General features: G+C 64.7%; 19 protein-coding genes, 1 tRNA gene and 1 riboswitch. Of the genes, 12 read left to right on the forward strand and 8 right to left on the reverse strand.

Features of this window, described 5'->3' with window-relative positions; all coding sequences use genetic code 11:
- Window positions 1-554 precede the first annotated feature (554 nt).
- Window positions 555-1,205, forward strand: a complete 651-nt coding sequence (locus tag EJI00_RS21440) for a septal ring lytic transglycosylase RlpA family protein (RefSeq protein ID WP_260590809.1) — start codon at window positions 555-557, stop codon at window positions 1,203-1,205.
- Between the two features lie 496 nt (window positions 1,206-1,701).
- Window positions 1,702-2,055 carry a hypothetical protein gene (locus EJI00_RS25465; RefSeq protein ID WP_260590810.1) on the forward strand — a complete coding sequence of 118 codons (354 nt, stop codon included), beginning with the start codon at window positions 1,702-1,704 and terminating at the stop codon, window positions 2,053-2,055.
- A 33-nt stretch (window positions 2,056-2,088) separates the two neighbouring features.
- On the opposite strand, the gene nrdR is transcribed toward EJI00_RS25465, so the two are convergent.
- The 3 genes from nrdR to EJI00_RS21460 all read right to left on the reverse strand — a co-directional run bounded on the left by nrdR (window position 2,089) and on the right by EJI00_RS21460 (window position 4,859).
- Window positions 2,089-2,532 carry a transcriptional regulator NrdR gene (nrdR, locus tag EJI00_RS21450; protein WP_007836918.1) on the reverse strand — a complete coding sequence of 148 codons (444 nt, stop codon included), beginning with the start codon at window positions 2,530-2,532 and terminating at the stop codon, window positions 2,089-2,091.
- A 21-nt stretch (window positions 2,533-2,553) separates the two neighbouring features.
- Entirely contained in the window at window positions 2,554-3,798 is a 1,245-nt protein-coding gene (glyA, locus tag EJI00_RS21455; protein ID WP_126749504.1) for a serine hydroxymethyltransferase, read from the reverse strand.
- A 41-nt stretch (window positions 3,799-3,839) separates the two neighbouring features.
- Window positions 3,840-3,966: riboswitch (ZMP/ZTP riboswitch) on the reverse strand.
- A 41-nt stretch (window positions 3,967-4,007) separates the two neighbouring features.
- The gene (locus tag EJI00_RS21460) at window positions 4,008-4,859 is read right to left on the reverse strand and encodes a lytic transglycosylase domain-containing protein (protein ID WP_126749505.1); all 852 of its coding nucleotides are present in this window, start codon (window positions 4,857-4,859) and stop codon (window positions 4,008-4,010) included.
- A gap of 593 nt (window positions 4,860-5,452) precedes the next feature.
- On the opposite strand from EJI00_RS21460, the gene EJI00_RS21465 reads away from it, so the two are divergent.
- Together EJI00_RS21465 and EJI00_RS21470 are read left to right on the forward strand one after the other, a co-directional pair.
- Window positions 5,453-9,262 (forward strand): DUF748 domain-containing protein, encoded by a 3,810-nt coding sequence (locus EJI00_RS21465; protein ID WP_126749506.1) that lies wholly within the window; start codon window positions 5,453-5,455, stop codon window positions 9,260-9,262.
- 131 nt (window positions 9,263-9,393) lie between these two features.
- A complete protein-coding gene (locus tag EJI00_RS21470; RefSeq protein ID WP_409514039.1) occupies window positions 9,394-12,312 on the forward strand; it encodes a DUF349 domain-containing protein in 2,919 nt (972 codons plus the stop codon).
- A gap of 64 nt (window positions 12,313-12,376) precedes the next feature.
- Here EJI00_RS21470 and EJI00_RS21475 read toward each other — a convergent pair whose 3' ends face one another.
- The 5 genes from EJI00_RS21475 to EJI00_RS21495 form a co-directional block, all read right to left on the reverse strand.
- A complete protein-coding gene (locus EJI00_RS21475) occupies window positions 12,377-13,168 on the reverse strand; it encodes a zinc-dependent peptidase (protein WP_126749508.1) in 792 nt (263 codons plus the stop codon).
- An 8-nt stretch (window positions 13,169-13,176) separates the two neighbouring features.
- The gene (locus EJI00_RS21480; protein WP_126749509.1) at window positions 13,177-13,947 is read right to left on the reverse strand and encodes a UDP-2,3-diacylglucosamine diphosphatase; all 771 of its coding nucleotides are present in this window, start codon (window positions 13,945-13,947) and stop codon (window positions 13,177-13,179) included.
- 35 nt (window positions 13,948-13,982) lie between these two features.
- A complete protein-coding gene (locus tag EJI00_RS21485) occupies window positions 13,983-14,495 on the reverse strand; it encodes a peptidylprolyl isomerase (RefSeq protein ID WP_126749510.1) in 513 nt (170 codons plus the stop codon).
- 33 nt (window positions 14,496-14,528) lie between these two features.
- Window positions 14,529-15,134, reverse strand: a complete 606-nt coding sequence (locus tag EJI00_RS21490; protein WP_126749511.1) for a peptidylprolyl isomerase — start codon at window positions 15,132-15,134, stop codon at window positions 14,529-14,531.
- 79 nt (window positions 15,135-15,213) lie between these two features.
- Window positions 15,214-15,804 carry a tetratricopeptide repeat protein gene (locus EJI00_RS21495; protein ID WP_126749512.1) on the reverse strand — a complete coding sequence of 197 codons (591 nt, stop codon included), beginning with the start codon at window positions 15,802-15,804 and terminating at the stop codon, window positions 15,214-15,216.
- 193 nt (window positions 15,805-15,997) lie between these two features.
- Here EJI00_RS21495 and cysS point away from each other — a divergent pair, with 193 nt between their 5' ends.
- From cysS to EJI00_RS21535, 8 genes are all read left to right on the forward strand, one after another.
- Window positions 15,998-17,374, forward strand: a complete 1,377-nt coding sequence (gene cysS, locus EJI00_RS21500; protein WP_126749513.1) for a cysteine--tRNA ligase — start codon at window positions 15,998-16,000, stop codon at window positions 17,372-17,374.
- A gap of 17 nt (window positions 17,375-17,391) precedes the next feature.
- Window positions 17,392-18,042 (forward strand): DNA-3-methyladenine glycosylase family protein, encoded by a 651-nt coding sequence (locus EJI00_RS21505; RefSeq protein WP_126749514.1) that lies wholly within the window; start codon window positions 17,392-17,394, stop codon window positions 18,040-18,042.
- 16 nt (window positions 18,043-18,058) lie between these two features.
- Complete coding sequence (locus tag EJI00_RS21510) at window positions 18,059-19,039, forward strand: acetyl-CoA carboxylase carboxyltransferase subunit alpha (protein ID WP_126749515.1); 981 nt, start codon at window positions 18,059-18,061, stop codon at window positions 19,037-19,039.
- A gap of 11 nt (window positions 19,040-19,050) precedes the next feature.
- Window positions 19,051-20,028: a tRNA lysidine(34) synthetase TilS gene (gene tilS / locus EJI00_RS21515; protein ID WP_126749516.1), complete on the forward strand. Its 978-nt coding sequence runs from the start codon at window positions 19,051-19,053 to the stop codon at window positions 20,026-20,028.
- Between the two features lie 67 nt (window positions 20,029-20,095).
- Entirely contained in the window at window positions 20,096-21,364 is a 1,269-nt protein-coding gene (locus EJI00_RS21520; protein WP_126749517.1) for an aspartate kinase, read from the forward strand.
- 26 nt (window positions 21,365-21,390) lie between these two features.
- Window positions 21,391-21,483, forward strand: a tRNA-Ser gene (locus tag EJI00_RS21525).
- Between the two features lie 256 nt (window positions 21,484-21,739).
- On the forward strand, window positions 21,740-22,453 hold the full coding sequence (locus EJI00_RS21530; RefSeq protein ID WP_126749518.1) for a response regulator transcription factor: 714 nt from the start codon (window positions 21,740-21,742) through the stop codon (window positions 22,451-22,453).
- A complete protein-coding gene (locus tag EJI00_RS21535; protein ID WP_126749519.1) occupies window positions 22,450-24,249 on the forward strand; it encodes a hybrid sensor histidine kinase/response regulator in 1,800 nt (599 codons plus the stop codon). The genes EJI00_RS21530 and EJI00_RS21535 overlap by 4 nt, the downstream gene beginning before the upstream one ends.
- Window positions 24,250-24,534 lie beyond the last annotated feature (285 nt).

Raw genomic sequence — 24,534 nt, forward strand, 5'->3', positions numbered from 1 at the left:
CTAGATGCTCAGTCCCGGCATTTGATGGATCGAATCGATGAGTGGCCGCATTGTGCAATGCAGATTTCCAATTACTGGAAACGTTCGACGCGCAAGCGATCGGATCGTGGCAATCAAACAATCGGGGAGTCAGAAAATTCAGCACCGCAGCGGGCCGGGTGAACTTCTTCACGATCTTCGGTGGCCGTTGTGCAAAGCGATCGGTGCGTCATCCCGATTCGGTCATTTCGCACACAAAGCGCCGACCCAGTAGTGATGGCAACGCATATCATCCCGGCCCCGGCTACCACGGCCGTTCGAACAAATAGAGAGCATCTTGAAAACCGCCATCACTGTTACCGTCTTCGGGATTGCTTTGATCCTGATCTCTGCGCTTCCCTCCACAGCACCCTTGTCGGAACCAATAGACTTCACCGCCTCGTCGACGCAGACGCAGACGCAGACGCAGACGCAGACGCAGACGCAGACGCAGACGCAGACGCAGCCGTAGTTGAACGCCGTTGATTGCGCCTGATGTGCCACATCAAACAATATTGTCGATCAGCGGCAGTTCCATGAAGACCCCTTGTGCTCGTTCACGAGAGGGCGTTACTTCGGCAGCAACCAGTGCGATTGAACACTTCGTGCGAAAAATGGAGGGTTCGGTCGCAAGGAGAAAACCTCTTCTATTTCTATCGGCCGCCGGGCTGTGTGGCGTCTTGAGCGGATGTGCTCAGTTGCATCCTGAAGGGGCGAATGTCCAAGCGCAGGTGGCGTTGGCTGATCAAAATAGCCAGAGTGCTGTGGCAAATGCCGTCGTGCCTTCGGTCCAAGACCCTGAGCCGTGCATTGCCCCTCTGCCTGAAGAGGCGGTGTCGCCTCGGGCCGACGTGCAACGCGCAGTGGAATTGAGAACTGCTCAGCGCGGCATCGCCTCATGGTACGGCAGACCATTCCATGGCCGTCGAACAGCGAGCGGGGAGGTTTTCAACATGAATGAGTTGACGGCCGCACATCGCACGCTTCCATTGGGAAGCTATGCCCGCGTATCGACATCGACCGGCGACCAGAAATCGGTGGTGGTTCGAATCAATGATCGCGGGCCATTCATCCGCAATCGCATCATCGACCTGTCGTATGCGGCGGCCTTGTCGCTCGGTCTTCAGCGCGTTGGCACGATGCAGGTGGAGGTTGTTCGTCTTGGCAAGGTGCGGGCTTTGGACTGAAGTTCCTCAGGACGAGTTTCCAAGTCTCGGACCTTGTGCGTGAGAATGCCGATCCGGGCGTTCGACTCCACCATCAATGAGGCCGCGGCATCGCGCTGTGCCTTCAGGTCCCGGATAGTCTCCTGTGCAGTACGGGATCGCTGCCGTTGCTTCAGAAGGCGTTGACGCTCGGACGGAGCTCTTTCGCCGACTTGGTTCTTCACGTATGCCTGGATGTCCGCAACAAGGACGGGAAACTGGGCCTTCTTGAGCGCGGTAGGGTCGCAGCCGCCTCCTTGGCCACATTGTTCTGACTAACGGGCGGTACCCATCGGGACTAGCTTGTCTGCGTCCACCTTGAGGGTGGACGGTTCTCAACTGTTCGTCAGTCCTCAAGAGGTCCGTATCGCAGGCACTCTGCGCAGTTCAGGCTGCGGCTGTGCCATGACATTCGCTCTGGCGTTCTAGGTCGGCGAGATGCCCAGCGGAAGTACACCCTCTCAGCCACCTCATCCAGATGTGGCTGACGCAGTTCGACCGCGGCGAGCTCAGCAACGAGGAGGTCGAGGCGGCTCTTGTGGCTGGCTACGAAGCGAAGATCGCAGCCTTGGAGCGCAAGGTTGGTGAGCTCCGAAAGACAAGAAATCTCGATGTACAGGATCGATTTCACAACCCGTGCGGTGCCATCTTTAACTCCGTGTTCAGATCGACAGATGGCGACAAGGGCTTCGGCGCCAGACGCCTCACGCTGAAGGCCGAGTCGGGCCGCAGGGTGTCGATCGTGGTGTCGGCGTCGGGCCGCGCCAGGGTCTGCAACCCGGATGTCCGCGGTGAGTACGGAAGCGGCGTGTGCGGCAGCGTCGGCAAATGAGCGGGCGCCGTGGCTTGCCGCGACGCCTCTTGATCAAATGTCCCGCAACAGCTGCCTGAATTCGTCCACGTCCTCGAAGCTGCGGTACACCGAAGCAAAGCGCACGTAGGCCACCTTGTCGAGCTTCTTGAGTTCGCGCATGACGAGCTCGCCGACCTTGGTCGAATCGATTTCGCGCAGGCCGCTGGCCAGCAACTTCTGCTCGATGCGCAGCAGTGCGTTGTCGATCTGCTCGATGCTCACCGGCCGCTTGCGCAACGCCAGCATCATCGACGCACGCACCTTGGTCGAGTCGAAGTCGGCGCGGCTGCCGTCCTTCTTTACGACGACCGGAAAGTTGACGTCCGGCCGCTCGTACGTTGTAAAGCGCTTGTCGCAGGCGCTGCACTGGCGGCGCCTGCGCACGAAATCGGCGTCCTCCGAAACGCGGGTCTCGACGACCTGCGTTTCAAGATGACCGCAAAAGGGGCATTTCATGCGGCCAGGTCTTGCGGACGATCAGCGGTAGACAGGGAAGCGGCTCGTGAGCGCGTGCACCTTGGCGCGCACTGCGTCGATGTTGGCGGCATCGCGCGGGTTCTCGAGCACGTCGGCCACCAGGTTCGCCGTGATGCGGGCCTCTTCGTCCTTGAAGCCGCGCGTCGTCATGGCGGGGGTGCCGATGCGCACGCCGCTGGTCACCATCGGCTTTTCGGGGTCGTTGGGGATCGCGTTCTTGTTGATCGTCATGTGGGCGGCGCCCAGCACGGCTTCGGCTTCCTTGCCGGTAATGCCCTTGGAGCGCAGGTCGACCAGCATCACGTGGCTTTCGGTGCGCCCGCTCACGATGCGCAGGCCGCGCTCGGTGAGGGTGTCGGCCACGACCTGGGCGTTCTTGACCACTTGCTGCTGGTAGGCCTTGAACTCGGGCGTCATGGCTTCCTTGAACGCGACGGCCTTGGCGGCAATCACGTGCATCAGCGGGCCGCCCTGCAGGCCTGGGAAGATCGCGCTGTTGATGGCTTTCTCGTGCTGCGCCTTCATCAGGATGATGCCGCCGCGCGGGCCGCGCAGGCTCTTGTGGGTGGTGGACGTCACCACGTCGGCGTGCGGCACGGGGTTGGGGTACACGCCCGCGGCCACAAGGCCGGCGTAGTGGGCAATGTCGACCATGAAGATCGCGCCCACATCCTTGGCCACCTTGGCGAAGCGCTCGAAATCGATGCGCAGCGAATAGGCCGAGGCGCCGGCGATGATGAGCTTGGGCATGTGCTCGTGCGCCTTGCGCTCCATCGCGTCGTAGTCGATGGCTTCGTTGGCGTCCAGGCCGTAGCTCACCACGTTGAACCACTTGCCGCTCATGTTGAGGGGCATGCCGTGCGTGAGGTGGCCGCCTTCGGCCAGGCTCATGCCCATGATGGTGTCGCCGGGCTTGAGGAAGGCCAGCATCACGGCCTCGTTGGCCGAGGCGCCGCAATGCGGCTGCACGTTGGCGGCGTCGGCGCCGAAGATCTGCTTGATGCGCTCGATGGCCAGCTGCTCGGCCACGTCGACATGCTCGCAACCGCCGTAGTAGCGCTTGCCCGGGTAGCCTTCGGCGTATTTGTTGGTGAGCTGCGAGCCCTGTGCGGCCATGACGGCCGGCGAGGCGTAGTTTTCGCTCGCGATGAGCTCGATGTGGTGTTCCTGGCGCGCGTTTTCGGCCTGGATGGCAGCCCAGATTTCGGGATCGGTCTGTTCGACCAGGATATTGCGTTGGTACATGGCAGTCCTTTGAAGACGAGGTCCTTGTTCTTCAACCAAACAAGGGCTGCCCAGGCGAACGGCTGAACGCCTGAATGGATGCCAGGCGGCACGCTTCCCAGTGGTATTCCACGTCAGCGCGTGGCACCTTTGAGGGTGCTGCGCCTATCGCCAGTCGCGTACGGAACGGAGTGTAGCTCACCCCATGGTTTTGCCCATGGGGCAGGGGCTCAGGAAACCTCGGAAAGCAGTGCGACTTTTTGAGGATCGGCGACCACCGGCTCGGCCGCTTGCTCCGGCTTCGGCGGTACAGCGATGGGGATCGGCTGTGCGCGAACGATGGGCGCAGTCGTGGTCGGTAGGTTTCGGCCGTTCGCCACCTGCAGCAGCCGCTCGTGCTCGGCGAGGACCTTGTTGGCATAGCCGCCGTCGTCGTCGAGATTGGCTGCGCCCACGTAGTAGCGCAGGCCGCCTTCGAGCGAGCCGGCGCGGGCGATGCATTCCTGCAGCACTTTCACGCCGACGCGCATGTTGGTCACGGGGTCGAAAGCGGTGAGCGTGCCGCCGGCGCTTTCATATTTGTCGCCGTGAACGCGGGTCATGACCTGCATGAGGCCCTGCGCGCCGACGTGGCTTTGAGCGAACGGGTTGAAGCTCGACTCGACCGCCATGATGGCCAGGATCAGCGTCGGGTCGAGCTTGGTGCGCTTGCCCAGTTGGTACGCCTCTGCGACGAGCACGCTCAACGGCTCGGCCGCCACGCGGTACTTCTTGCTGAGCCAGTAGGCCACTGCGGCCTGCTGCTTGGGCAGGTCGCCGGGGCTTGCGGCCGTGGTGCGCACAATGGCCGTCGGCTCCAGGTCGGTGGGCTCGGGCGCGGGCTTGCGCGACTGGAGCCAGCCCATGAGCTGCTCTTCGCCGGTCTGGCGCAGATCGGGCCGCGCCACCAGGGCGAGAGCCGCAAACACAATAGCCAGGCCGACCAGTGCAAACCCGTTGTGGGTGATCTCAAAAAAGCCGTCTGCCACATCGGACGCAAAGGTCCTTAGCCCGCGGGCTGTGGCATCAAACGCCTTGTTCATCGCTCTTCCTTTCTATGCGGCACCTGATCGCAGCGCCCGGAGGGCGATGGATAAGGCAGCGGCGCTTGATTGGTACGAATCAGGCTCCGCGCATGGAGGTGTAGGGGGTGAGGGCGCGGCGACCTGATCAAGCCGGGGGAATTCGGCAGCGGGTTCAGGGGCCCCTGCTGGGTCTGGGGCAGGCCAGGGGCAGGCGGATTCTAGCTTGGCCAAATACTCGGTCAAGCATAAGGATCTATTTCTTTATATGATTGCATATTTAAACAAATTCAACTTTTTGATTCGAAGCACAAGGGAAATCCCTTGGGGGCAGGCATTGCAATGCAGGCGTGCGGCGCCTAATCTGAATACGCCTGAGTTCTCAGGCGGTTTTCCGAAATCCGGCAGCCCGAGGTGCAAGTCAAGGGCTCGAACGATGGAGGATCCATGGCGGCAATCTCTTGCTGCCAGCACGGCAGGAACCATTGACTTCCGGTCGCGCGAAACGATGGCATGGGTCTTATGCCCGCCATCAAGCCCGGTAATGAGACTTTCGTCGAATTGCCGGGCTTTCTTGTTTCTGGCTTTGCTTCTCTTTGCGGCACACTCCCGCGATGGATGTAGCTTCGCTCAAACAAAACAAATGGACGCGGCGTGGGATCGTCGCCTTGCTGGTTCTTCTGGCGCTGTGGGCCATCGCGTGGCTCGCTGTTCCGCCCATCGCCAAGAGCCAGATCCAGAAGGTCGCAAGCGAGAAGCTCGGCCGGCAGGTCACCGTGGGCAAGATCGACTTCAAGCCCTGGACCCTCGAACTCGCGCTGAACGATCTGAGCATTGCCACGGCCGACGGCAGCCGGCCGCAGGTGGCCATCAAGCGCATCTATGCCGATGCCGAGCTGCAGTCGCTCTTGCGCCTGGCGCCGGTGATCGATGCGGTGTTGGTCGAGTCGCCTGCCATCCTCCTTACGCATCTTGCCGACGGCAAGTACGACATCGACGACATCGTGGCCAAGCTCGCAGCCGGCCCGCCGCCCGATCCCAAGGCCGAGCCGGCGCGCTTTGCGATCTACAACATATCCATCAAGGACGGCGCGGTCGATTTCGACGACCAGACCGTCAAGCGCAAGCACGAGCTGCGCGACTTCGTGCTCAACGTGCCGTTCCTGAGCAACCTGGCTTCCAAGCGCGACATCAACACCGAGCCCAAGCTTGCCTTCACCCTCAACGGCAGCAAGTTCGACTCGGCAGCGCTCACGACGCCGTTCGCCGAAAGCCGCAAGACCGACGCCCATGTGCAGTTCAAGGGGCTCGACCTGGTGCCCTACCTGGGCTACATACCCGGCGGCTTGCCGGTGAAGCTGCAAGCCGGCAGTCTGGACGCAGACCTGAAGATCGACTTTGCCCAGGCTCCCGCGGCCGGCCTGAAGATCACCGGCACCATCGAAGCCCGCGGCGCCAAGCTGGGCGATGCAAGGGGCCGCGACTTGCTGGCGTTCGAGTCGCTCAAGCTGGCGCTGGCCGACGTGCGGCCGCTGGAATCTGTATTCCACCTGAGCGAAGTCGCGCTCTCCAGTCCGCAGCTTGCGGTCGCCCGCGATGCCAAGGGCCAGCTCAACCTGCTGGCCACCGATCCGGCCACCGGGGCTGCCGAAAAAGTAGCGGCCGCTCCCGCTGCCCCGGCAAGTGCTCCGGCCGGCAAGGCACCTGAAAAACCGAAGCTCAAGGTCCAGGTCGACAAGATCGCGCTCAGCGGCGGGCGCATCGGCTGGCGCGACGAAACCGTCAAGCCTGCAGCGGTGGTCGACCTGAGCGCGCTCGGCCTCGATGTGACCGGCGTGACCTGGCCCATGGAAAAGCCGGCCCAGTTCAACGGCAGCACCGCCGTAGCGGGCGCAACGCTCAAGTTCAAGGGCAACGCCACCGACAAGGCGGCCGACGTACAGACCGAAGTCGAGGCGCTGCCGCTGTCGCTGGCGGCTCCTTACCTGGCGCAAAGCCTGGAGCCCACGCTCGACGGCAAGCTCAGCGGACAGATCGACATCGCCTGGGCCCAGCCTGACCTCAAGTTCAAGGCCCGGCGCCTGGCCGCCGACGGCCTGGCGCTCACCCAGGCGAAGACAGCCCTGGCGAGCGTCGGCCGCTCCGAACTGGTCGACGCCGAGGTCGACATGACGAAGCACACGCTGAACGTGGCCTCGTTCACCGCCACCAATCCGAAAGTACATATAGAACGCGACAGCGAAAAGCGCTGGATGTTCGAGCGCTGGCTCAAGACGCCCACCGGCGGCGCGGTGGCAGAGGCCAAGGTGGCCGCGCCCAAGCCGGCGGGCGCCGGGACCGCGGCGACATCGTCCGCCGCCAACACCAAGCCGTGGGTATTGACCATCGGCACGCTCGCGGTCGGCAACGGCACGCTTTCCTATGCGGACAAGGCCAGCGCAACGCCAGTGGCGGTCGAGATCACGGCGCTCAACCTGAACGCGCAGAAGGTCGCGCCCGAGACCAGCACGGCGTCGCCGCTGCAGATTTCAGGCCGCATCGGCTCGCGGCGGGCCGAGCCGGGGCGCTTCGACTACAAGGGCCACGTGGTGCTGAAGCCGCTTTCGGCCGAAGGCCGGCTCGAAGTGGCATCGTTTCCCGCCCACGCCTTCAAGGCTTACTACGCGGATGCCCTCAATGTGGACATCCGCCGCGCGTTCGCGAGCTATCGCGGCACCGTGCGCTACGCAAGCGCACCGGCCGGCATGACGCTTAAGCTCGCCGGGGACACTGCGCTCGACGACTTCCGCGCCAACAGCATCTCGCTTACGCAGTCGCCCGGTTTCGACCGCAACACCAACCAGCTGCTGAGCTGGAAGACCCTGAGCCTGCGAGGCCTGCAGGTGAGCATGGCGCCCAATGCGGCACCGGCCGTGGACGTGCGCGAAACCACCCTGACCGATTTCTTCGCCCGCGTGATCGTCGACCCCACCGGGCGGCTGAACCTGCTGAACCTGACCAAGAAGGGTGAGGCGGAAGCCAATGCCGCCGCGGCAACCAGTGCCGAGGCAAAGACCCGCAGGAACCTGGGCGGAACCAGCACCACCACGGCGCCCCTGCCGCAGTCCGGCGGGGCCCCGGCGTCGGCCGAAGCCATGGTCGGCGGCAGCCCCGAGCCGGCCAGGCCGGCCTCGGCGCCTGCTGCAACGGCGCAGGCCGGAGCCGACGCCGGGCTCAACCCGGTCATCAATTTCGGCCCCATGAGCCTGATCAACGGGCGGATCGACTTCACCGACCTGTTCGTCAAGCCCAACTACTCGGCCGACCTGAGCGAACTGACCGGCAAGCTCAGTTCCTTCTCGTCGAACCCGCCCAAGGGCGAGAGCGGCCGCCCCGCGCTGGCCGACCTGGAACTGCGCGGCAAGGCGCAGCAGACGGCCGCGCTGGAAATCGCCGGCAAGCTCAATCCGCTGGCCAAGCCGCTCGAGCTCGACATCACGGCCAAGATGCGCGATCTCGACTTGGCGCCGCTCTCGCCCTATTCGGTGCGCTATTCGGGCCATGGCATCGAGCGCGGCAAGATGAGCATGGACGTCAACTACAAGATCGCGGCCGACGGCCAGCTCACGGCCACCAACAAGCTGGTGCTCAACCAGCTGCAGTTCGGCGACGAAGTGCAGGGCGCGCCCAACAGCCTGCCGGTAAAGCTCGCGGTGGCGTTGCTGGCAGACCGCAACGGCGTGATCGACGTCGACCTGCCGCTGCGCGGCTCGCTCAACGATCCGCAGTTCAGCATCGGCCCGCTGATCTTCAAGGCCGTCATCAACCTCATCGTCAAGGCGGCGACGTCGCCGTTCAGCCTGCTGACCGGTGGGCTCGGCGGGGGCAGCGGCGAATCGAGCACCATCACCTTCGAGCCCGGCAGCTCGGTGCTCAGCGCGAGCGCCAAGGAAAGTCTGGACAAGGTCGTCAAGGCCCTGGTGGAGCGCCCGACCCTCCAGATGACGGTGGTCGGCACTTCCAGCCTCGAGCAGGAGCGCGACGCCTACCAGCGCCAGCGCCTGCGCCAGCTGGCCCAGGCCGAGAAGCGGCGTGCGGCCGTGCGCGGCGGCCAGGCGGGCACCGACGTGCCGCCGGTCACCGATGCCGAATACCCCGAGCTCCTGACCGCCGTGTACAAGCGCGCCGACATCACCAAGCCGCGCAACATGGTCGGGCTGGCCAAGGACCTGCCGGTGAAGGAAATGGAAAACCTGCTGATCACGAGCATTCCGGTCGATGAAGAGTCGATGCGGCAGTTGGCCGTGGAGCGCGGCGCCGTGGTACGCGACTACCTCCTGGCGCAAAAGCTCCCGAGCGACCGCCTGTTCCTTGGCGCCGTGAAAACCAAGGCAAGCGGCGCTGACTGGAAACCGGGCGCCGAACTCAACTTGGCCATGAAGTAGGGCAGAAGAGCACTTGGTTTTTTGCGCCGGCCCGCTATATATGTAGGCCGCCGCCCGGGCCTTCCGGCAGCTATTTGGCTGCTGTCCCGGCATGGAATTCAACCGCCCGCCACAACTGGGTGAAAATGTCGATGTGCGCCGGCCTTTGCCGGCGCCTTCGCTTTCTCTCTTCAGACAACGATCTCGCGCAAGTGACCTCTACTTCTTCCAAGCCACACGACCTCCAGGCCCTCGACACGCTCACCGGCGGCGCCTTCACCGCGCCAACCTCGGGCGAGCGCGCCGCGCGCATCCGCGACTGGCTCGCGGGCAACCCCGCGCCCGAGCAGATGCAGGAAGTCTTCAAGGAGCTGAGCGGCCGCGACAAGGGCGCGGCGCGCCTCTTGCGCGAAAAGCTCGACGAACTCAAGCGCGCCAAGGGCCAGGAAGCCATTGCCGCCGAATGGGCGCAAAAGGCCGAGGCGTTGTTGGGTCAGTCCAAGCTCAACATTGCCGACGCGCTCGCCTGGCAGCGCGATGCCGCCAAGGCCGGTGCGCCGCTCTCGCGCGAGCCGCTGGCCGGTTTCAAGGTGCAACTCGCCGAGCGCGTGAAGGGCATCGAAGACCTGCAACACCGCGCCCAGGTGCACCGCGAAGCCGCCGTGCTGCTTGCGCAGCGCTTCGAAGTGCTCTCGACCAAGGGCTGGCAGGACGCCCAGGCCGCCGAAGAATCGCTGCGTGCCGACGTGACCCACTGGCAGCAACAGGCCGCCGACATCACGTCCGATGCCAACTGGACCAGCCTGGACGCCAGGTTTGCCCCGCAGCTCGAATCATCGAAGGCCCAATTGCTGGTCGTGTCCGATGCGTTCCATGCGGCGCTGGCCCAGGCGCAAGCCGCGGCTGCAGACCCCGCGGCACCCCTGCCGCCGGTGCCCGTGTGGGCCGACGAGCTGCGCGCCGCGCGCGGTGAGGTGGTGGCGCCCAAGGCCGCACCCGCCAAGCCGGCTGCACCCAAGGTCGACCCCGCAGTGCGCGCAGCTGCGCAAGATGCCGTGCAAGTGGCCCTGGCCAAGCTCGAGCAGGAAACCGCCGAAGGTCACGGCAAGGCCAGCGCAGGTGCGGCCTCCGCGCTGCGTGCGGTGCTGAAGGAACACGGCAAGCTTGTCGATGCCCCGCTCGAAGCACGCGTGCATGCGGCGCTGGTGGCGGCCGGCGAACTCGAAGGCTGGCAGCGCTGGAGCGCTGACAAGCTGCGCGAAGACCTCGTCGCCAAGGCTGAGGGCCTTCTCAAGCGCCCCGAAGGCCAGGCCCTCGGCGGCCGCAAGATGCAGGAAACGCTGCGTTCGCTGCGCGACCAGTGGAAGCAGGCCGACCAGGGCGGCGTGCCCAACCATGCGCTGTGGAAGCGCTTCGACGAAGCCTGCAACGAGGCCCACAAGGTGGTCGAAGCCTGGCTCGAAAAGGTTCGCGCCGATGCGGCCGAGCACCGCGCCCACCGCGTGGCGCTGATCGAAGAGGTCAAGGCCTGGGCGGCCGAGCACGCCGAGCCTTCCGATCTGAAGGCGCACAACCGCGCACTGCACCAGTTCGCCGACCGCTGGCGCGATGCCGGTCACGTGGGCGAGAAGCTCTTTGCCGAGCTGCAGCCGCAGTGGAACGAAGCATTCGGCGCCGCGCGCGCCCCGTTCGAGACTGCGCAAAAGGCCAGCATCGAACGGCGCCAGGCCATGATCGCCGAGGCCGCCGAGCTTGGTGCCCAGCCCATGCTGCGCATCGACGCCGTCAAGGCGCTACAGCAGCGCTGGCAGGCGGAGGCCCAGAGCGTGCCGCTCGACCGCCGCCACGAACAGAAGCTGTGGGACGCCTTCCGCGCACCCATCGACGAAGCCTTCAATCGCAAGACGGCAGAGCGCGAGAAGTCTGCGACCGCGATGAGCGAACACGACCGCCATGTGCTCGAGGCGTCCAAGGCGCTCGACGCTGCCAACGCCGGCGGCGACGTGCAGAAGATTCGCGCCGCCATCGCCCGGCTCGAAGCCGCGCTGCGCGGCGAGGCGCCCCCGCCGGCACCCGCGCCCTCCAGCGACGGACCTTCGGTGGGCGCTACCGAGGTGGTTGCACCTGGGCAGGCCGCGGCCGAATTTGGCGAGAGCGCCGAGCAGGCCCCCGGCTCGAGCGATGCGGAAGCGTTGCCGGGCACGCGTGCCGAATCGGCACCTGCTGCCAATCCCGATCTGGTGGCCCCTGCCGACGGTGCAGATGCATCGGCGCGAGCCGACAGCGCAGCACACGAAGGCAGCGAGCCTGCTGCGGCCGAAGAAGCCAAGGCCCCGCCCGCACCGCCGAAGCCGGCGCCCAAGCCGGTGGTTGCCGTGCGCGGCGACGACCGCCCCGGCAACAGGAAGGCCGAAACAGCCCCGACAGGCCGTGCAGGCGGCAGGTTCGGTGATCGGCGCGATGGCGCCCGTCCGGGCCCGGGCGGCCCTGGTCGCCCGGGCGAGCGTGGAGCGCCTCGTCCCGACGGCCGTGGCGACCGCGGCGATCGCGGCGCACCGGCCGGACGCTTCGGCGACCGTCCGCCGCGCTTCGAAGACCGAGGTCCGCGGCTCGGCGACGCGGCCTTCCGCGCGCAGCGCGAAGCCCTTGAGCGTGCGGACATGGCGCTGCGCAAGCTGGCGGCCCAGGCCCACGGTGAGGCGCTCACGCAAGTGCTCGGCGCATGGGAGCAGCGAGATGCATCCAAGCTGCCCAGCGTTCAGGAGTTGGGCCGCGCGGTCACGCCCGCGGTGCGCAGCGGCTGGTCTCAGGCCATCGGTTCGGCGCCCAAGGCCGCACCCGATGAAGCCGCCGAAGCACTGCTGCGCCTGGAAATGGCCGCCGAAGTGTCGACGCCCGCCGAGCAGCTAGACGCACGCCGTGCGCTGCAGCTCAAGCTGTTGACGAAGCGCGGCGATCCGCCGCCGGCCCAGACATGGGGCCAGGACGCCGGCAAGGTGCTGGCTGCCGCGCACGATGCGGCCAGCGCGCGACGTTTGCAGAACGCGTTGAAGGCGCTGCTGCGAAAGTAGGCGAGTTCTCCCTCATTAAAAAGGCGCCCGGCAGGGCGCTTTTTCTTTTCTATTCGCTCGACGATCAGGACTGGCTGCTTCCGAAGAATTCGTCGAAAAGCCCAAGCACCGAAGGAAAGTCCCGCGCCAAGAACGAGCGATTCACGAAGTAGGCCTCGCAGGCCACCGCGAAAAATTCGCTGATCGATGTCGCACCATAGTCGTCGAGCCATGGCGGCTCGGCGCCGAAGCGGTCGGCAAGGATCGTCTTCTCGCGAAAGTCTTCATACGCGGGCTGCAGCACCGAGAGCCATGCGGCGCGAGCCTCGCGCGCGCTTTTCTTGCCCGCAAAGCCCGGCGGCAGCGGGGGACAGCCGTCGGCATCGCCTCCGCGCATGTCGATCTTGTGGGCGAACTCGTGGATCACGACGTTGTAGCCGCCGCCCGTGGTGATGCCGCTGGCGAGCACGTCCTGCCAACTCAGCATGACCGGGCCGCGGTCCATGGCCTCGCCGGCCACTACCTCGTCGTATTCGTGCACCACCTGCGCTTCGTCGACGATCTTGCGCCGCGCAACGACTTCGGACGGATGCACCACGATGCCGACGAAATCGTCGTACCAGTCCAGGCCGCCCTTCAGGTTCAGAACCGGAAGCACCGCCTGCGCGGCAATCGCCAGCGCGACCTCGTCGGTGATGACGAAGCCCTGCGTGCCATGGAATTCCTTGTCGCGCAGGAATTCGGCGGTGAGGGTGCGCAGACGTTGTTGTGCGGCGTGAGGCAATTCGCCCAGAAAGGCATAGCGCTCGAGCGCTGCCTGCCAGGCAGCCTCCGGAATCGGGGGCAGGGCGCGCAACCGGCGCAGCCACTTGAACATTGCGGTGGTTAGCGCAGATCGACGCGTTGCGCGCCGGCGGGCGAAAGGCACAGCAACTGCGCGCGCGGCGGATGGGCGGCCACGTCCCAGTCGCTCAGCACCATGCGCTGGAGGCCGTCGCCCAGGTCGTGGTCGGCGGGCCGGTGCGTGTGGCCGTGCACCAGCGTGCGTGCGCGCGCCTGCTCAAGCCATTGGCGTGCGGCACCGCCATCCACATCGGCCCAGAGCGCCGCCGGGTTGTGCTTGCGGTCTTCGCTTTGCGTACGCATCGATCGTGCGAGCGCCCGGCGCTCGGCCAGCGGCCTGGCCAGGAACGCAGCCTGCCATTCGGGCGTGCGCACCTGGGCGCGAAACTTGAGGTAGTCGGTGTCTTCCAGGCAAAGAATGTCGCCGTGGCTCAGCAGCCAGCGTTCGCCGTGCAGCACCAGCACCGTGGGATCGTCCAGCAGCGTGAAGCCGCATTGGGCCGCCAGCGCCGGGCCCACGAGGAAGTCGCGGTTGCCGTGCATGAAGTACACCGGCAGCCGTTCGGCCGTGCGGCGCAGCAGCTCGGCGCACTGCGCCTCGAAGCCGGGCGGGGCGGCGGCATCGTCGCCCACCCACACTTCGAGCAGGTCGCCGAGGATGATCAGCGCATCGGTCGGCGTGGTCTGCAAATAGCCCCGCCAGGCCTCGAAGGTGGCGGGCTCGCCGGCCTGCAGATGCAGGTCGGAAATGAGGTCGACGGTGCGCCACGTGGGCGGGGCGAGCAGCTCCTTGAAAGCCGGATTTGCCGCCATGCCGCTGTCGCGCTCCTGCCTGCTCTTGCCGGTCGTTACTCGGAGACGACGACAGCCTTCTCGATCACGACGTCTTCGAGCGGCACGTCGTCGTGGAAGCCCTTGCGGCCGGTTTTCACGGCCTTGATCTGGTCCACCACGTCGGTGCCGCCGGTGACCTTGCCGAACACCGCGTAGCCCCAGCCTTGGGCCGAGGGAGCGGTGTGGTTCAGGAAGCCGTTGTCGGCCACGTTGATGAAGAACTGGGCGGTGGCCGAGTGCGGGGCGCTCGTGCGGGCCATGGCCACGGTGTAGTTGTCGTTCTTGAGGCCGTTGTTGGCTTCGTTCTCGATTTCGGCGCCGGTGGGCTTTTGCTTCATGCCGGGCTCGAAGCCGCCGCCTTGCACCATGAAGCCCGGAATCACGCGATGGAACACCGTGTTGTCGTAGTGACCGTTCTTCACATAGCTGACGAAATTTTCGGCCGACTTGGGGGCCTTGGCGCTGTCGAGCTCGAGCGTGATCACGCCGTAGTTCTTGATGTGCAGTTCGACTTTGGGGTTGCTCATGAGGGAGTCCTTCTTTCGGATGTGTTCGAGAAATTACTTCGCCAGTGTGGCGGACTTGATGATGATGGGCTCGAGCGGCACGTTCTGCATGCCGCCCTTGTTACCGGTTTGAACAGCGCGGATCTTGTCGACCACGTCGGTGCCGGCCACGACGCGGCCGAACACGGTGTAGCCATAGCCGTCCGGGTTGGGCGCGTTGAGCGAGTCGTTGTTCTTCACATTGATGAAGAACTGCGAGGTGGCGGAATTCGGGTTGCCGGTGCGCGCCATGGCAATGGTGTACCTGTCGTTCTTCAGTCCATTGTTGGCTTCGAGGGCAATGGGCGGACGCGTGGGTTTTTGTTGCATCTCGGCCGTGAAGCCGCCGCCCTGGATCATGAAGCCGTCGATCACGCGGTGGAACACGGTGCCGTCGTAGTGCTTGTCGCTGACGTACTGCAGAAAGTTTTCGACGGTCTTGGGTGCCTTGGCCTGGTCGAGCTCGACCAGGATGTCGCCGGCCGAGGTCGCGAGCTTCACGCGAGGCCCGGGCTGCTGGGCATGCACGGCACCGGCAAAGGCGAGGGCGGCGGCCAGCGCGAAGGCACCGCGGCGGCTGAATCGCGTGGACGGGAAATTGAACAAGGCTTGGATCGTCAAGGAAAGCTCCGTGTGCGAATGATGTGGGGTGCGGGCCGAGCAACGCAAGCTGCCGCGGCCAGGGTGGGCGTGCGGCCGGTTACTTGCTCGGGCGGCCGACCGGCTTGCGAACTTCCGCCGGGGGCGGCGGCAGCGTTGCGGCTTGCGCCTCGGACTTCGGGTTGAAGATCTGGCGGATCAGCGAGAGCTTGGGCGCGACGCTGGCGTTGGTGCTGGCGAATTGCTGCGCCCGCACATACTCCTGGGCAGCCAGGCGCGCATACACGTCGCCGAGATTTTCATGCGCGGTGGCGTAGTTGGGGTTAAGCCTGAGCGCTTGTTCCAGCGCGGCGCGCGCCTGGTCGAACTTACTCTGCGCCGCATACAGCGCGGCCAGGTTGTTGTAGGGCTCGGGCAGTTCCGGGAAGTCCTGCGTCAGCTGCGTGAACGCCGCGATGGCCTCGTTCTGCTTCTTCTGCTCGGTGAGGATCACGCCCCGCAGAAAGCGCATCTGCGGATCGCGCGGCTTGCCGGCAATGTAGGCATCGGCCTTGGCGAGTGCCTCGTTCGACTTGCCCTGGCGCAGCAGCGTGTTGACGTCGTCGTAGTCGTTGGCGTACGCGGCGGAACCCCACAGGCTGAAGAGCAGTGCAAAGGCGATGGAGAGTTTGGAGAACGCGACGTGCTTCATGAAGCCTCGGCAAGATTGGGAAGTGCGGGCCTCGAAAACACCCGGAATGTACACGGCAGCAGCCGTTTATACTGCGATGCATTGTAGCCGAGGGGCCATGTCCAACCCCTCGCGGCCACTGTCCCCGTCACCCCTGAAATTCAACGTCGTTCGCCCGTGCCGCACGTGCGCGAAGCGACGCTTTCCGAGCCTCATGAGTCTGCGCATCTACAACACGCTTTCGCGTGAACTGGAGGAGTTCTCCCCATTGCAACCGGGCCGGGTGCGCATGTACGTGTGCGGCATGACGGTCTATGACCTGTGCCACATCGGCCATGCCCGCATGATGATGGCCTTCGACGTGGTGCAGCGCTGGTTGCGAGCGAGCGACTACGCGGTGACCTACGTGCGAAACATCACCGATATCGATGACAAGATCATTGCCCGCGCGGTGCAGCGTGGCATCACGATTCGCCAACTGACCGATGAAGTCATTGCCGCCATGCATGAAGACATCGGCGCGCTTGGCATCGAGCCTCCCACGCTGGAGCCACGCGCGACTGAGTACGTTCCGCAAATGCTCGGCATCATCGAGGCGCTGGAGCGCAAGGGGCTGGCCTATCGCTCTCCCGATGGCGACGTGAACTACGCGGTGCGCAAGTTTCCCGGCTACGGAAAGCTGTCCGGAAAGTCGCTCGACGAGTTGCATGCCGGCGAACGCGTTGCGGTGCTTGAGGGCAAGCAGGACCCCCTCGACTTCGTGCTCTGGAAGGCCGCCAAGCCATCCGAGCCCGACGATGCCAAGTGGGACAGCCCCTTCGGCACCGGCCGTCCGGGTTGGCATATCGAATGCTCTGCTATGAGTTGCGCCACGCTTGGTGAAACCTTCGACATCCACGGTGGCGGGGCGGACCTTCAGTTTCCACACCACGAGAATGAAATTGCGCAAAGCGAGGGCGCCCACGGCAAGCCGCTGTCCCGCTTCTGGGTGCACAACGGCTTCGTGCGCGTGGACAACGAAAAAATGTCCAAGAGCCTGGGCAACTTCTTCACCATCCGCGAGGTGCTCCAGAAGTACGACGCCGAAAGCCTGCGCTTCTTCCTCGTTCGCACGCACTATCGCAGCGCGCTCAACTACAGCGATGCGCATCTGACCGACGCCCGCAACTCGCTCAAACGCCTTTACACGGCGCTGGACCTGGTGACGCCCGCGCCGGTCGCGCTTGACTGGACGAATCCGCACGCGGCTGCTTTCAAGGCTGCGATGGATGAAGACTTCGGCACGCCCGGCGCCATTGCAATCCTGTTTGAGCTGGCCACGGGAGTCCACCGTACGCAGTCCGCGGAAACCGCCGGCCTTCTCAAGCTGCTCGGCGGTACGCTGGGGCTGCTCCAGGGTGATCCCAAGGCGTTCCTGCAAGCAGGCAGCAGTCTCGACGATGCCGCAATCCAGGTGCTGATTGCGCAGCGCGCAGCCGCCAAGGCCGCAAAGAACTTTGCCGAGGCTGACCGCATCCGCAACGACCTTCTGGCGCAGGGCATCGTGCTCAAGGATTCGCCCACCGGCACGACCTGGGCCGCAGCGCAGTGAACGGAACCACCAACCCCATGCCTGCTTCGAAAAATCCGGCGGTCCAGATCTACACGCCCGATTATTGGGAAGAGGCCTGCAAGCACCTCGCCAAGAAAGACCGCGTGATGAAGCGGTTGATTCCGAAGTTCGGCGATGCCTGCCTCGAGTCGCGCGGCGATGCGTTCACCACGCTCGCGCGAAGCATCGTGGGCCAGCAGATTTCGGTGAAAGCCGCGCAAACGGTGTGGGACAAGTTCGCGGTGCTTCCGCGCAAGCTGACCCCGGCCAACGTGCTGAAGCTCAAGGTCGACGATATGCGCGCGGCAGGGCTGTCGGCGCGCAAGGTCGAATACCTGGTTGACCTGGCCATTCACTTCGATTCCGGCGCGGTGCACGTCGACGCCTGGAAGGACATGTCGGACGAGCTCATCATCGAAGAGCTCGTGGCCATTCGCGGCATCGGCCGCTGGACGGCTGAAATGTTCCTCATCTTTCACCTGATGCGGCCCAATGTGCTGCCTGTGGACGACCTGGGCCTGCTCAACGGCATTAGCGTGAACTATTTTTCGGGCGATCCAGTGAGCCGCAGTGATGCCCGCGACGTCGCCGTGGCCTGGGCGCCATTTTGCAGTGTGGCAACTTGGTATATTTGGCGCTCGCTCGACCCGGTACCGGTCGCATACTGAACAACAGGAGAAGACGTTGGCGAAACGAACCTTCCTCGACTTCGAGCAGCCCATTGCTGAACTCGAATCCAAGATCGAAGAACTGCGCTATGTACAGACCGAATCGGCGGTCGACATCTCGGAGGAAATCGACCAGCTGGGAAAGAAAAGCCAGCAACTCACCAAAGACATCTACAGCGACCTGACGCCCTGGCAGATCACCAAGATCGCGCGGCATCCGGAGCGCCCCTACACGCTCGACTACGTCAACGAAATCTTCACCGACTTCGTCGAACTGCACGGCGACCGGCATTTCTCGGACGACCTTTCGATCGTCGGCGGGCTCGCGCGCTTCAATGGCACGCCTTGCATGGTGCTGGGCCACCAGAAGGGGCGCGACACCAAAGAGCGCACCGCGCGCAACTTCGGCATGAGCAAGCCCGAGGGCTACCGCAAGGCATTGCGGCTCATGAAGACGGCCGAGAAATTCAAGCTGCCGGTCTTCACCTTCGTCGATACGCCCGGCGCCTATCCCGGCATCGATGCCGAGGAGCGCGGCCAGTCCGAAGCCATCGGCCGCAACATCTATGAAATGGCGCAGCTCGAAGTGCCGATCATCGTCACCATCATCGGTGAAGGCGGCTCCGGCGGCGCACTCGCGATCTCGGTGGGCGACCAGCTCCTGATGTTGCAGTACTCCATCTACTCGGTCATCAGCCCCGAAGGCTGCGCTTCCATTCTCTGGAAGACCAGCGACAAGGCGCAGGAAGCGGCCGATGCCCTCGGCATTACCGCGCACCGACTGAAGGCCCTGGGCCTGGTCGACAAGATCGTGAACGAGCCGGTCGGCGGCGCGCACCGCGACCACCGCCAGATGGCTGCTTTTCTGAAGCGCGCGCTCAACGACGCCTTCCGCCAGGTCAGCGACCTGAAGCCGAAAGAGCTGCTCGACCGCCGCTACGAACGCCTGCAAAGCTACGGGCGCTTCAACGACACCAAGGCCGACACCGGCAGATAAGCAAGCGCCCCATGAACGAAGCCTTCGAACGCGCGATGGCCGCGTTCGAGCCGGCGCATCTGCCGCTGGCGGTGGGTTTCAGCGGCGGGGCGGATTCCACGGCCTTGCTGGCCGCTTGCGCGTCGGCATGGCCGGGGCAGGTGGCGGCCTTTCACGTACACCACGGGCTGCAAGCCGCGGCCGACGACTTCGAGCGGCATTGCGCCGAGGTGTGCGAGCGGCTGGGCGTGCCGCTGGTGGTGCACCGTGTCGATGCCCGGCATGCGCAGGGCGACAGTCCTGAAGATGCCGCACGGCGTGCGCGCTACGAGGCCTTTGCTGCGATGGCGCGCTCGGGCGAACCGGTTGGCGCTATCAAATCGATAGTTCTCGGGCACCACGCAGACGACCAGGTCGAGACACTGCTGCTCGCCTTGTCCAGGGGTGCGGGGCTGCCCGGCCTTGCGGCCATGCCGGCCCGTGCGCAGCGCCATGGCCTCGACATCTACCGGCCGTTGCTCGCCGTGCCCGGTGCCGATATTCGTTCTTGGCTGAAAGGCCTCGACTTGCCCTGGATCGAGGATCCGACCAACCAGGATGAGCGCTACACCCGCAATCGCATCCGCGCCGTGCTGTTGCCGGCGCTGGCGCAGGCTTTTCCGCAATTCCGCTCCACCTTCACCCGCAGCATCGGCCATGCCGCGCAGGCGCAGGAATTGCTGGGTGAACTGGCGGCGCAAGACTTGGCCACGGTGGGCAATCCGCCGCGCATTGCGGCACTGCAGGCATTTTCGAAAGCGCGCCAAGCCAACGTGCTGCGGCACTGGCTGATGCAGGCGCACGGCTGCGCCCCCAGCACGGCGCAACTCGGCCAGTTGCTGAGCCAGTTGCAAGCCTGCACCACGCGCGGCCATCGCATCCACCTCAAGGTGGCCAACGGTTTCGTCGAGCGGCGGGGCGATTTTCTGCATTGGTACAATTCCAGGCCCTCGCCCAAGGCTTCGCGCTGACGGCTTGCAGGGCGCCGCGTTGGCACTTGGGAGTGCAGCGGCCCTTTCTTTTTCTCTGAATTCACCCATGGCATTGATCGTTCACAAATACGGCGGTACGTCGATGGGCTCGACCGAGCGCATCAAGAATGTCGCCAAGCGCGTTGCCAAGTGGGCGCGCGCCGGCCACCAGATGATTGTGGTCCCGAGTGCCATGAGCGGCGAAACCAATCGCCTGCTCGGCCTGGCCAAGGAGCTGGCCCCGAGCAAACCCGGCGACGCCCACGGGCGCGAACTCGACATGCTCGCCTCGACCGGCGAACAGGCTTCGTCCGCGCTGCTGGCCATTGCACTGCAGGCCGAAGGCATGGAAGCCGTGAGCTACGCGGGCTGGCAGGTGTCGGTGCGCACCGATAACTCGTACACCAAGGCCCGCATCGAGAGCATCGACGACGAACGCGTGCGCGCCGACCTTGACGCCGGCAAGGTGGTCGTCATCACCGGCTTTCAGGGCGTGGACGACAGCGGCAACATCACCACGCTGGGCCGCGGCGGCAGCGACACATCAGCCGTGGCCATTGCGGCCGCCATGAAGGCCCACGAGTGCCTGATCTACACCGACGTGGACGGCGTCTACACCACCGACCCGCGCGTGGAGCCCGATGCGCGCCGCCTCTCGACCGTGAGCTTCGAAGAGATGCTCGAAATGGCGAGCCTGGGCTCCAAGGTGCTGCAGATCCGCTCGGTGGAATTCGCCGGCAAATACAAGGTGCCCCTGCGCGTGCTTTCGAGCTTCACGTCGTGGGACATCGACATCAATGAAGAGGCCAAGTCCGGCACGCTGATCACTTTCGAGGAAGACGAAAACATGGAACAAGCCGTCGTATCCGGCATCGCTTTCAACCGCGACGAAGCCAAGATCTCGGTGCTCGGCGTGCCCGACAAGCCGGGCATCGCGTATCACATCCTCGGTGCCGTGGCGGACGCCAACATCGAAGTCGACGTGATCATCCAGAACCTCAGCAAGGACGGTCGCACCGACTTCAGCTTTACCGTGCACCGCAACGAGTATGCGAAGACGGTCGACCTGCTGCAGTCGAAGGTCATGCCCTCGCTGGGCGCGACCGAGATCGTGGGCGACACCAAGATCTGCAAGGTCAGCATCGTCGGCATCGGCATGCGTAGCCACGTGGGCGTCGCCAGCAAGATGTTCCGCGTGCTGAGCGAAGAAGGCATCAACATCCAGATGATTTCGACCAGCGAGATCAAGACCTCGGTCGTCATCGACGAAAAATATATGGAATTGGCCGTGCGCGCGTTGCACAAAGCCTTCGATCTGGACCAACCTGCCGCCTGACAGTGGCATAATCTCGGCTTCTTTCAGGAACTGTGACCGAGTGGCCGAAGGTGCTCCCCTGCTAAGGGAGTATGGGGTGTAGAGCCTCATCGAGGGTTCGAATCCCTCCGGTTCCGCCAAGCTGATGAAGCCCTGTTGATCTTCGGATTGACAGGGCTTTTTCTTTGGCCATGCACCCGAAGCATTTCGGGGGGGGGGGCGGGCATGCTGCATCCACTGTCGATCGTGACAAATTTCACATCCATTGATGCATAGCCCGTCAATTGTAAATTTTGGTCCTGCCGTATGACCTTCAGCACCTGATGCGACGGACCCTGCGGACCTAAGATCGGCCGCACCCAGCGATTCACCGCCTGGCTTGCGAACGCCGAATCTATGAACGCTATCAAGTCCACATCCCCACCCGAACCCGAGGCGCAGAGCACCGCTCTGCCTCGCGGGATCCTGGTGGTGGACGATCACGACCTTGTGCGCCTGGGCGTACGTGCGCTGGTGCAGGCGCAGCCCACATCGGCGGGCAGGGCCATCGAAGTCTTCGAGGCCGCCAACCTGTCGGACGCCCTGGCGCTCTATGGCCGCGTGCAGCATGACATCGGCCTGGTGCTGCTCGATCTGGCCCTGCCCGACACCCAAGGCCTGAGCGGCCTGGCGGACTTCCGTGCCCGTTACCCCTTCGCACGAATCGTGGTGCTCTCCGGTATCAGCCACGCATCCGCGGCGAAAGATGCATTGGCCCTGGGCGCCAGCGCCTTTCTGCCCAAGTCGGCCGATCTGAAGGAGGTGGTGAGCTTCATCCGCGCCTGCGGATTGCTGGGTGGCGATGCCGTGGACAGACTGCCTTCCGGGCCCAAGGCGGCACCCGGCAGCTTCGTACGGCATGCCTACGCCAACGCCTGGCAGCAACTCACGCCCCGCCAGATGCAGATCCTGGATTGGATGCTGGAGGGAAGGGCCACCAAGGAGATTGCGCAGCTCGCGCACCTCAGCGAAGGCACCGTCAAAAACTACGTCTCGATCATCCTGCTGAGATTCGGCATGCGTTCGCGCGTCCAGTTGATCAGCCGGCTGTGCCGGCCGGAGCCTGAGTGAACCGTCCTGTTGCAGGCACTCATTTCGAGCAGCTTGTGCTGCGTGAGCGCGTGGCCTCGGTCTATTCGACCTATACCGCATCGGTGCTGGCGCACATCTGCTTCGTCTTGCTGCTCGGAGCCGTCATGTACACGCAGTTGCACCATCCGCGTGTGGTGCTGTGGGTGGGCATGCTGCTGCTCTTCGACGCCTGGACACTCTTCACGCCGCGCTGGCATCCTGCCGTGCCTGCGTCGGACAGCCTGTACTGGGCGCGCAAGATCGCCCGTATCCTGACTTTCGTCGGCCTGATTGCAGCGGCCGGCCCCTGGCTTTTCTTTCCTTTTCACAACACCACGGTGACGTCCTTGCTGATGGTCCTGGCCGCAGGCAGTTGCGCCAGGGTTGCGCAGTCGTGCTGGGCGCTCAAGCCGGCGCTGCTTGGGTACTGCGTCCCCGTGATGACGAGCATGATCGCCGCGCTGGCCTGGCAGGGCCCCAACCTGCCGCTGCTCCTTGGCACCATCGGGACGATCTACCTGCTGCTCATGATGCGCGTCGGCCTGCAGGAGCACAAGCTGCTGAGCGATGCCCTGGCGCTGCGTTTCGAGAACGAAGCCCTGACAGCCAAGCTGGACGAGCAAGTCACCGTCATCGAGCGTGCCAGCGCCGAAAAAACCCGCTTCCTGGCCAGCGCCAGCCACGACCTGCGCCAGCCGCTGCATGCGATTGCGTTGTTCGGCGCTGCACTGGAGAACGAACTGCGCGACCGCCCCGAGAGCGAGAACGCCGAACGCCTGATGCGCGCCGTCCATGCATTGGGCGTCTCGCTGGACGCCATGCTCGACATCTCCCGGCTGGACGCCGCCGTGATCACCCCTGAACCACAACCCGTCCAACTCGACGAGTTGTTCCTCTCGCTCAACCTCCTGTTCTCTGCACAGGCCGAGCAGAAAGCGCTGGAACTGCGCATGCGCGCGAGCGGCTTGTGGGTGCGCAGCGACCCGCAACTGCTGATCCGCATGCTGTCCAACCTTATCGACAACGCCTTGAAATACACCCCCAAGGGGCGCGTCACGGTGACGGCGCGTGCGCGCGGCGAGGCCGTGTGGATCGACGTGCGAGACACCGGCATCGGCATCGAGCCCGAACAACTGGAGCGCATCTTCGGTGAGTTCTACCAGGTCGGCAACGCCGGGCGCGATCGCGCCCAGGGCCTGGGCCTCGGCCTCTCGATCGTGCAACGGTTGTCGCGGCTGCTCGATCACCCCGTGCAGGTGCGCTCGCGCCATGGTCGTGGCGCCTGCTTCCGGCTTGTGCTGCCGGCCATCGCGGCGGCGTCCGGCTCACCGGGCGACTTTGCACCATTATCGAATGCCGGGTCGCCCGAGCGGCCGCGCGCTGCGGTTCCAGCGCTGTCCGGACGCATCCTGCTGATCGACGACGATGCGGAAATCCGCAGCGCCATGACAGCCCTGATGCGCTCTTGCGCGATGGAAGTGCAGGCCGTCGCCGACGAGTCCGAAGCCGCCAGGGCCTTGCAGCAGGCCGGCGAACAAGGCCAGCCCTTTGTGCTGTTGATCTGCGACTACCGCCTGTCCGAGGGGGCGGATGGTCTCGAGGTGGGTCTGCGCTTGCGCCAGCGCTTCAACATCGACATTCCCTTGCTGCTGGTGACGGGCGAGACCTCGCCTGAACGTTTGCAGCGTGTGCGCGCCGCCGCCGTGCCTGTTCTCTTCAAGCCCGTGGATGCCACCACGCTGCTCCAAACCGTGACGGAACTCACGGCTGCAAGAGCCACCCCCGCTGTTTCGTAAACGTTCGAGCCCGGGCTGTGACCTTCGGCACATGGTGAGCCGAGGCCATGAAACCTAACCTTCCTGCATGGCTGATGCGTGGTCTTCGCGCATGGATATGCAAAGGAAAAAGGTTAGAACATGAAGTCTGGACTGTGCGTGGTGGGTATCGCTGTTGCCTTGACGGCTTGCGGCGGGGGAGGTGGCGGAGGCGGTAGTTTCGGCGGGTTCCCGGTGGTCGATGCCGGAACAACCCCGGCCCCTGCGCCGGCTCCTTCGCCGGCACCTGCGCCTGCGCCCGTTCCC

It is taken from the genome of Variovorax sp. DXTD-1 (assembly GCF_003984625.1).
Lineage (GTDB): Bacteria > Pseudomonadota > Gammaproteobacteria > Burkholderiales > Burkholderiaceae_C > Variovorax.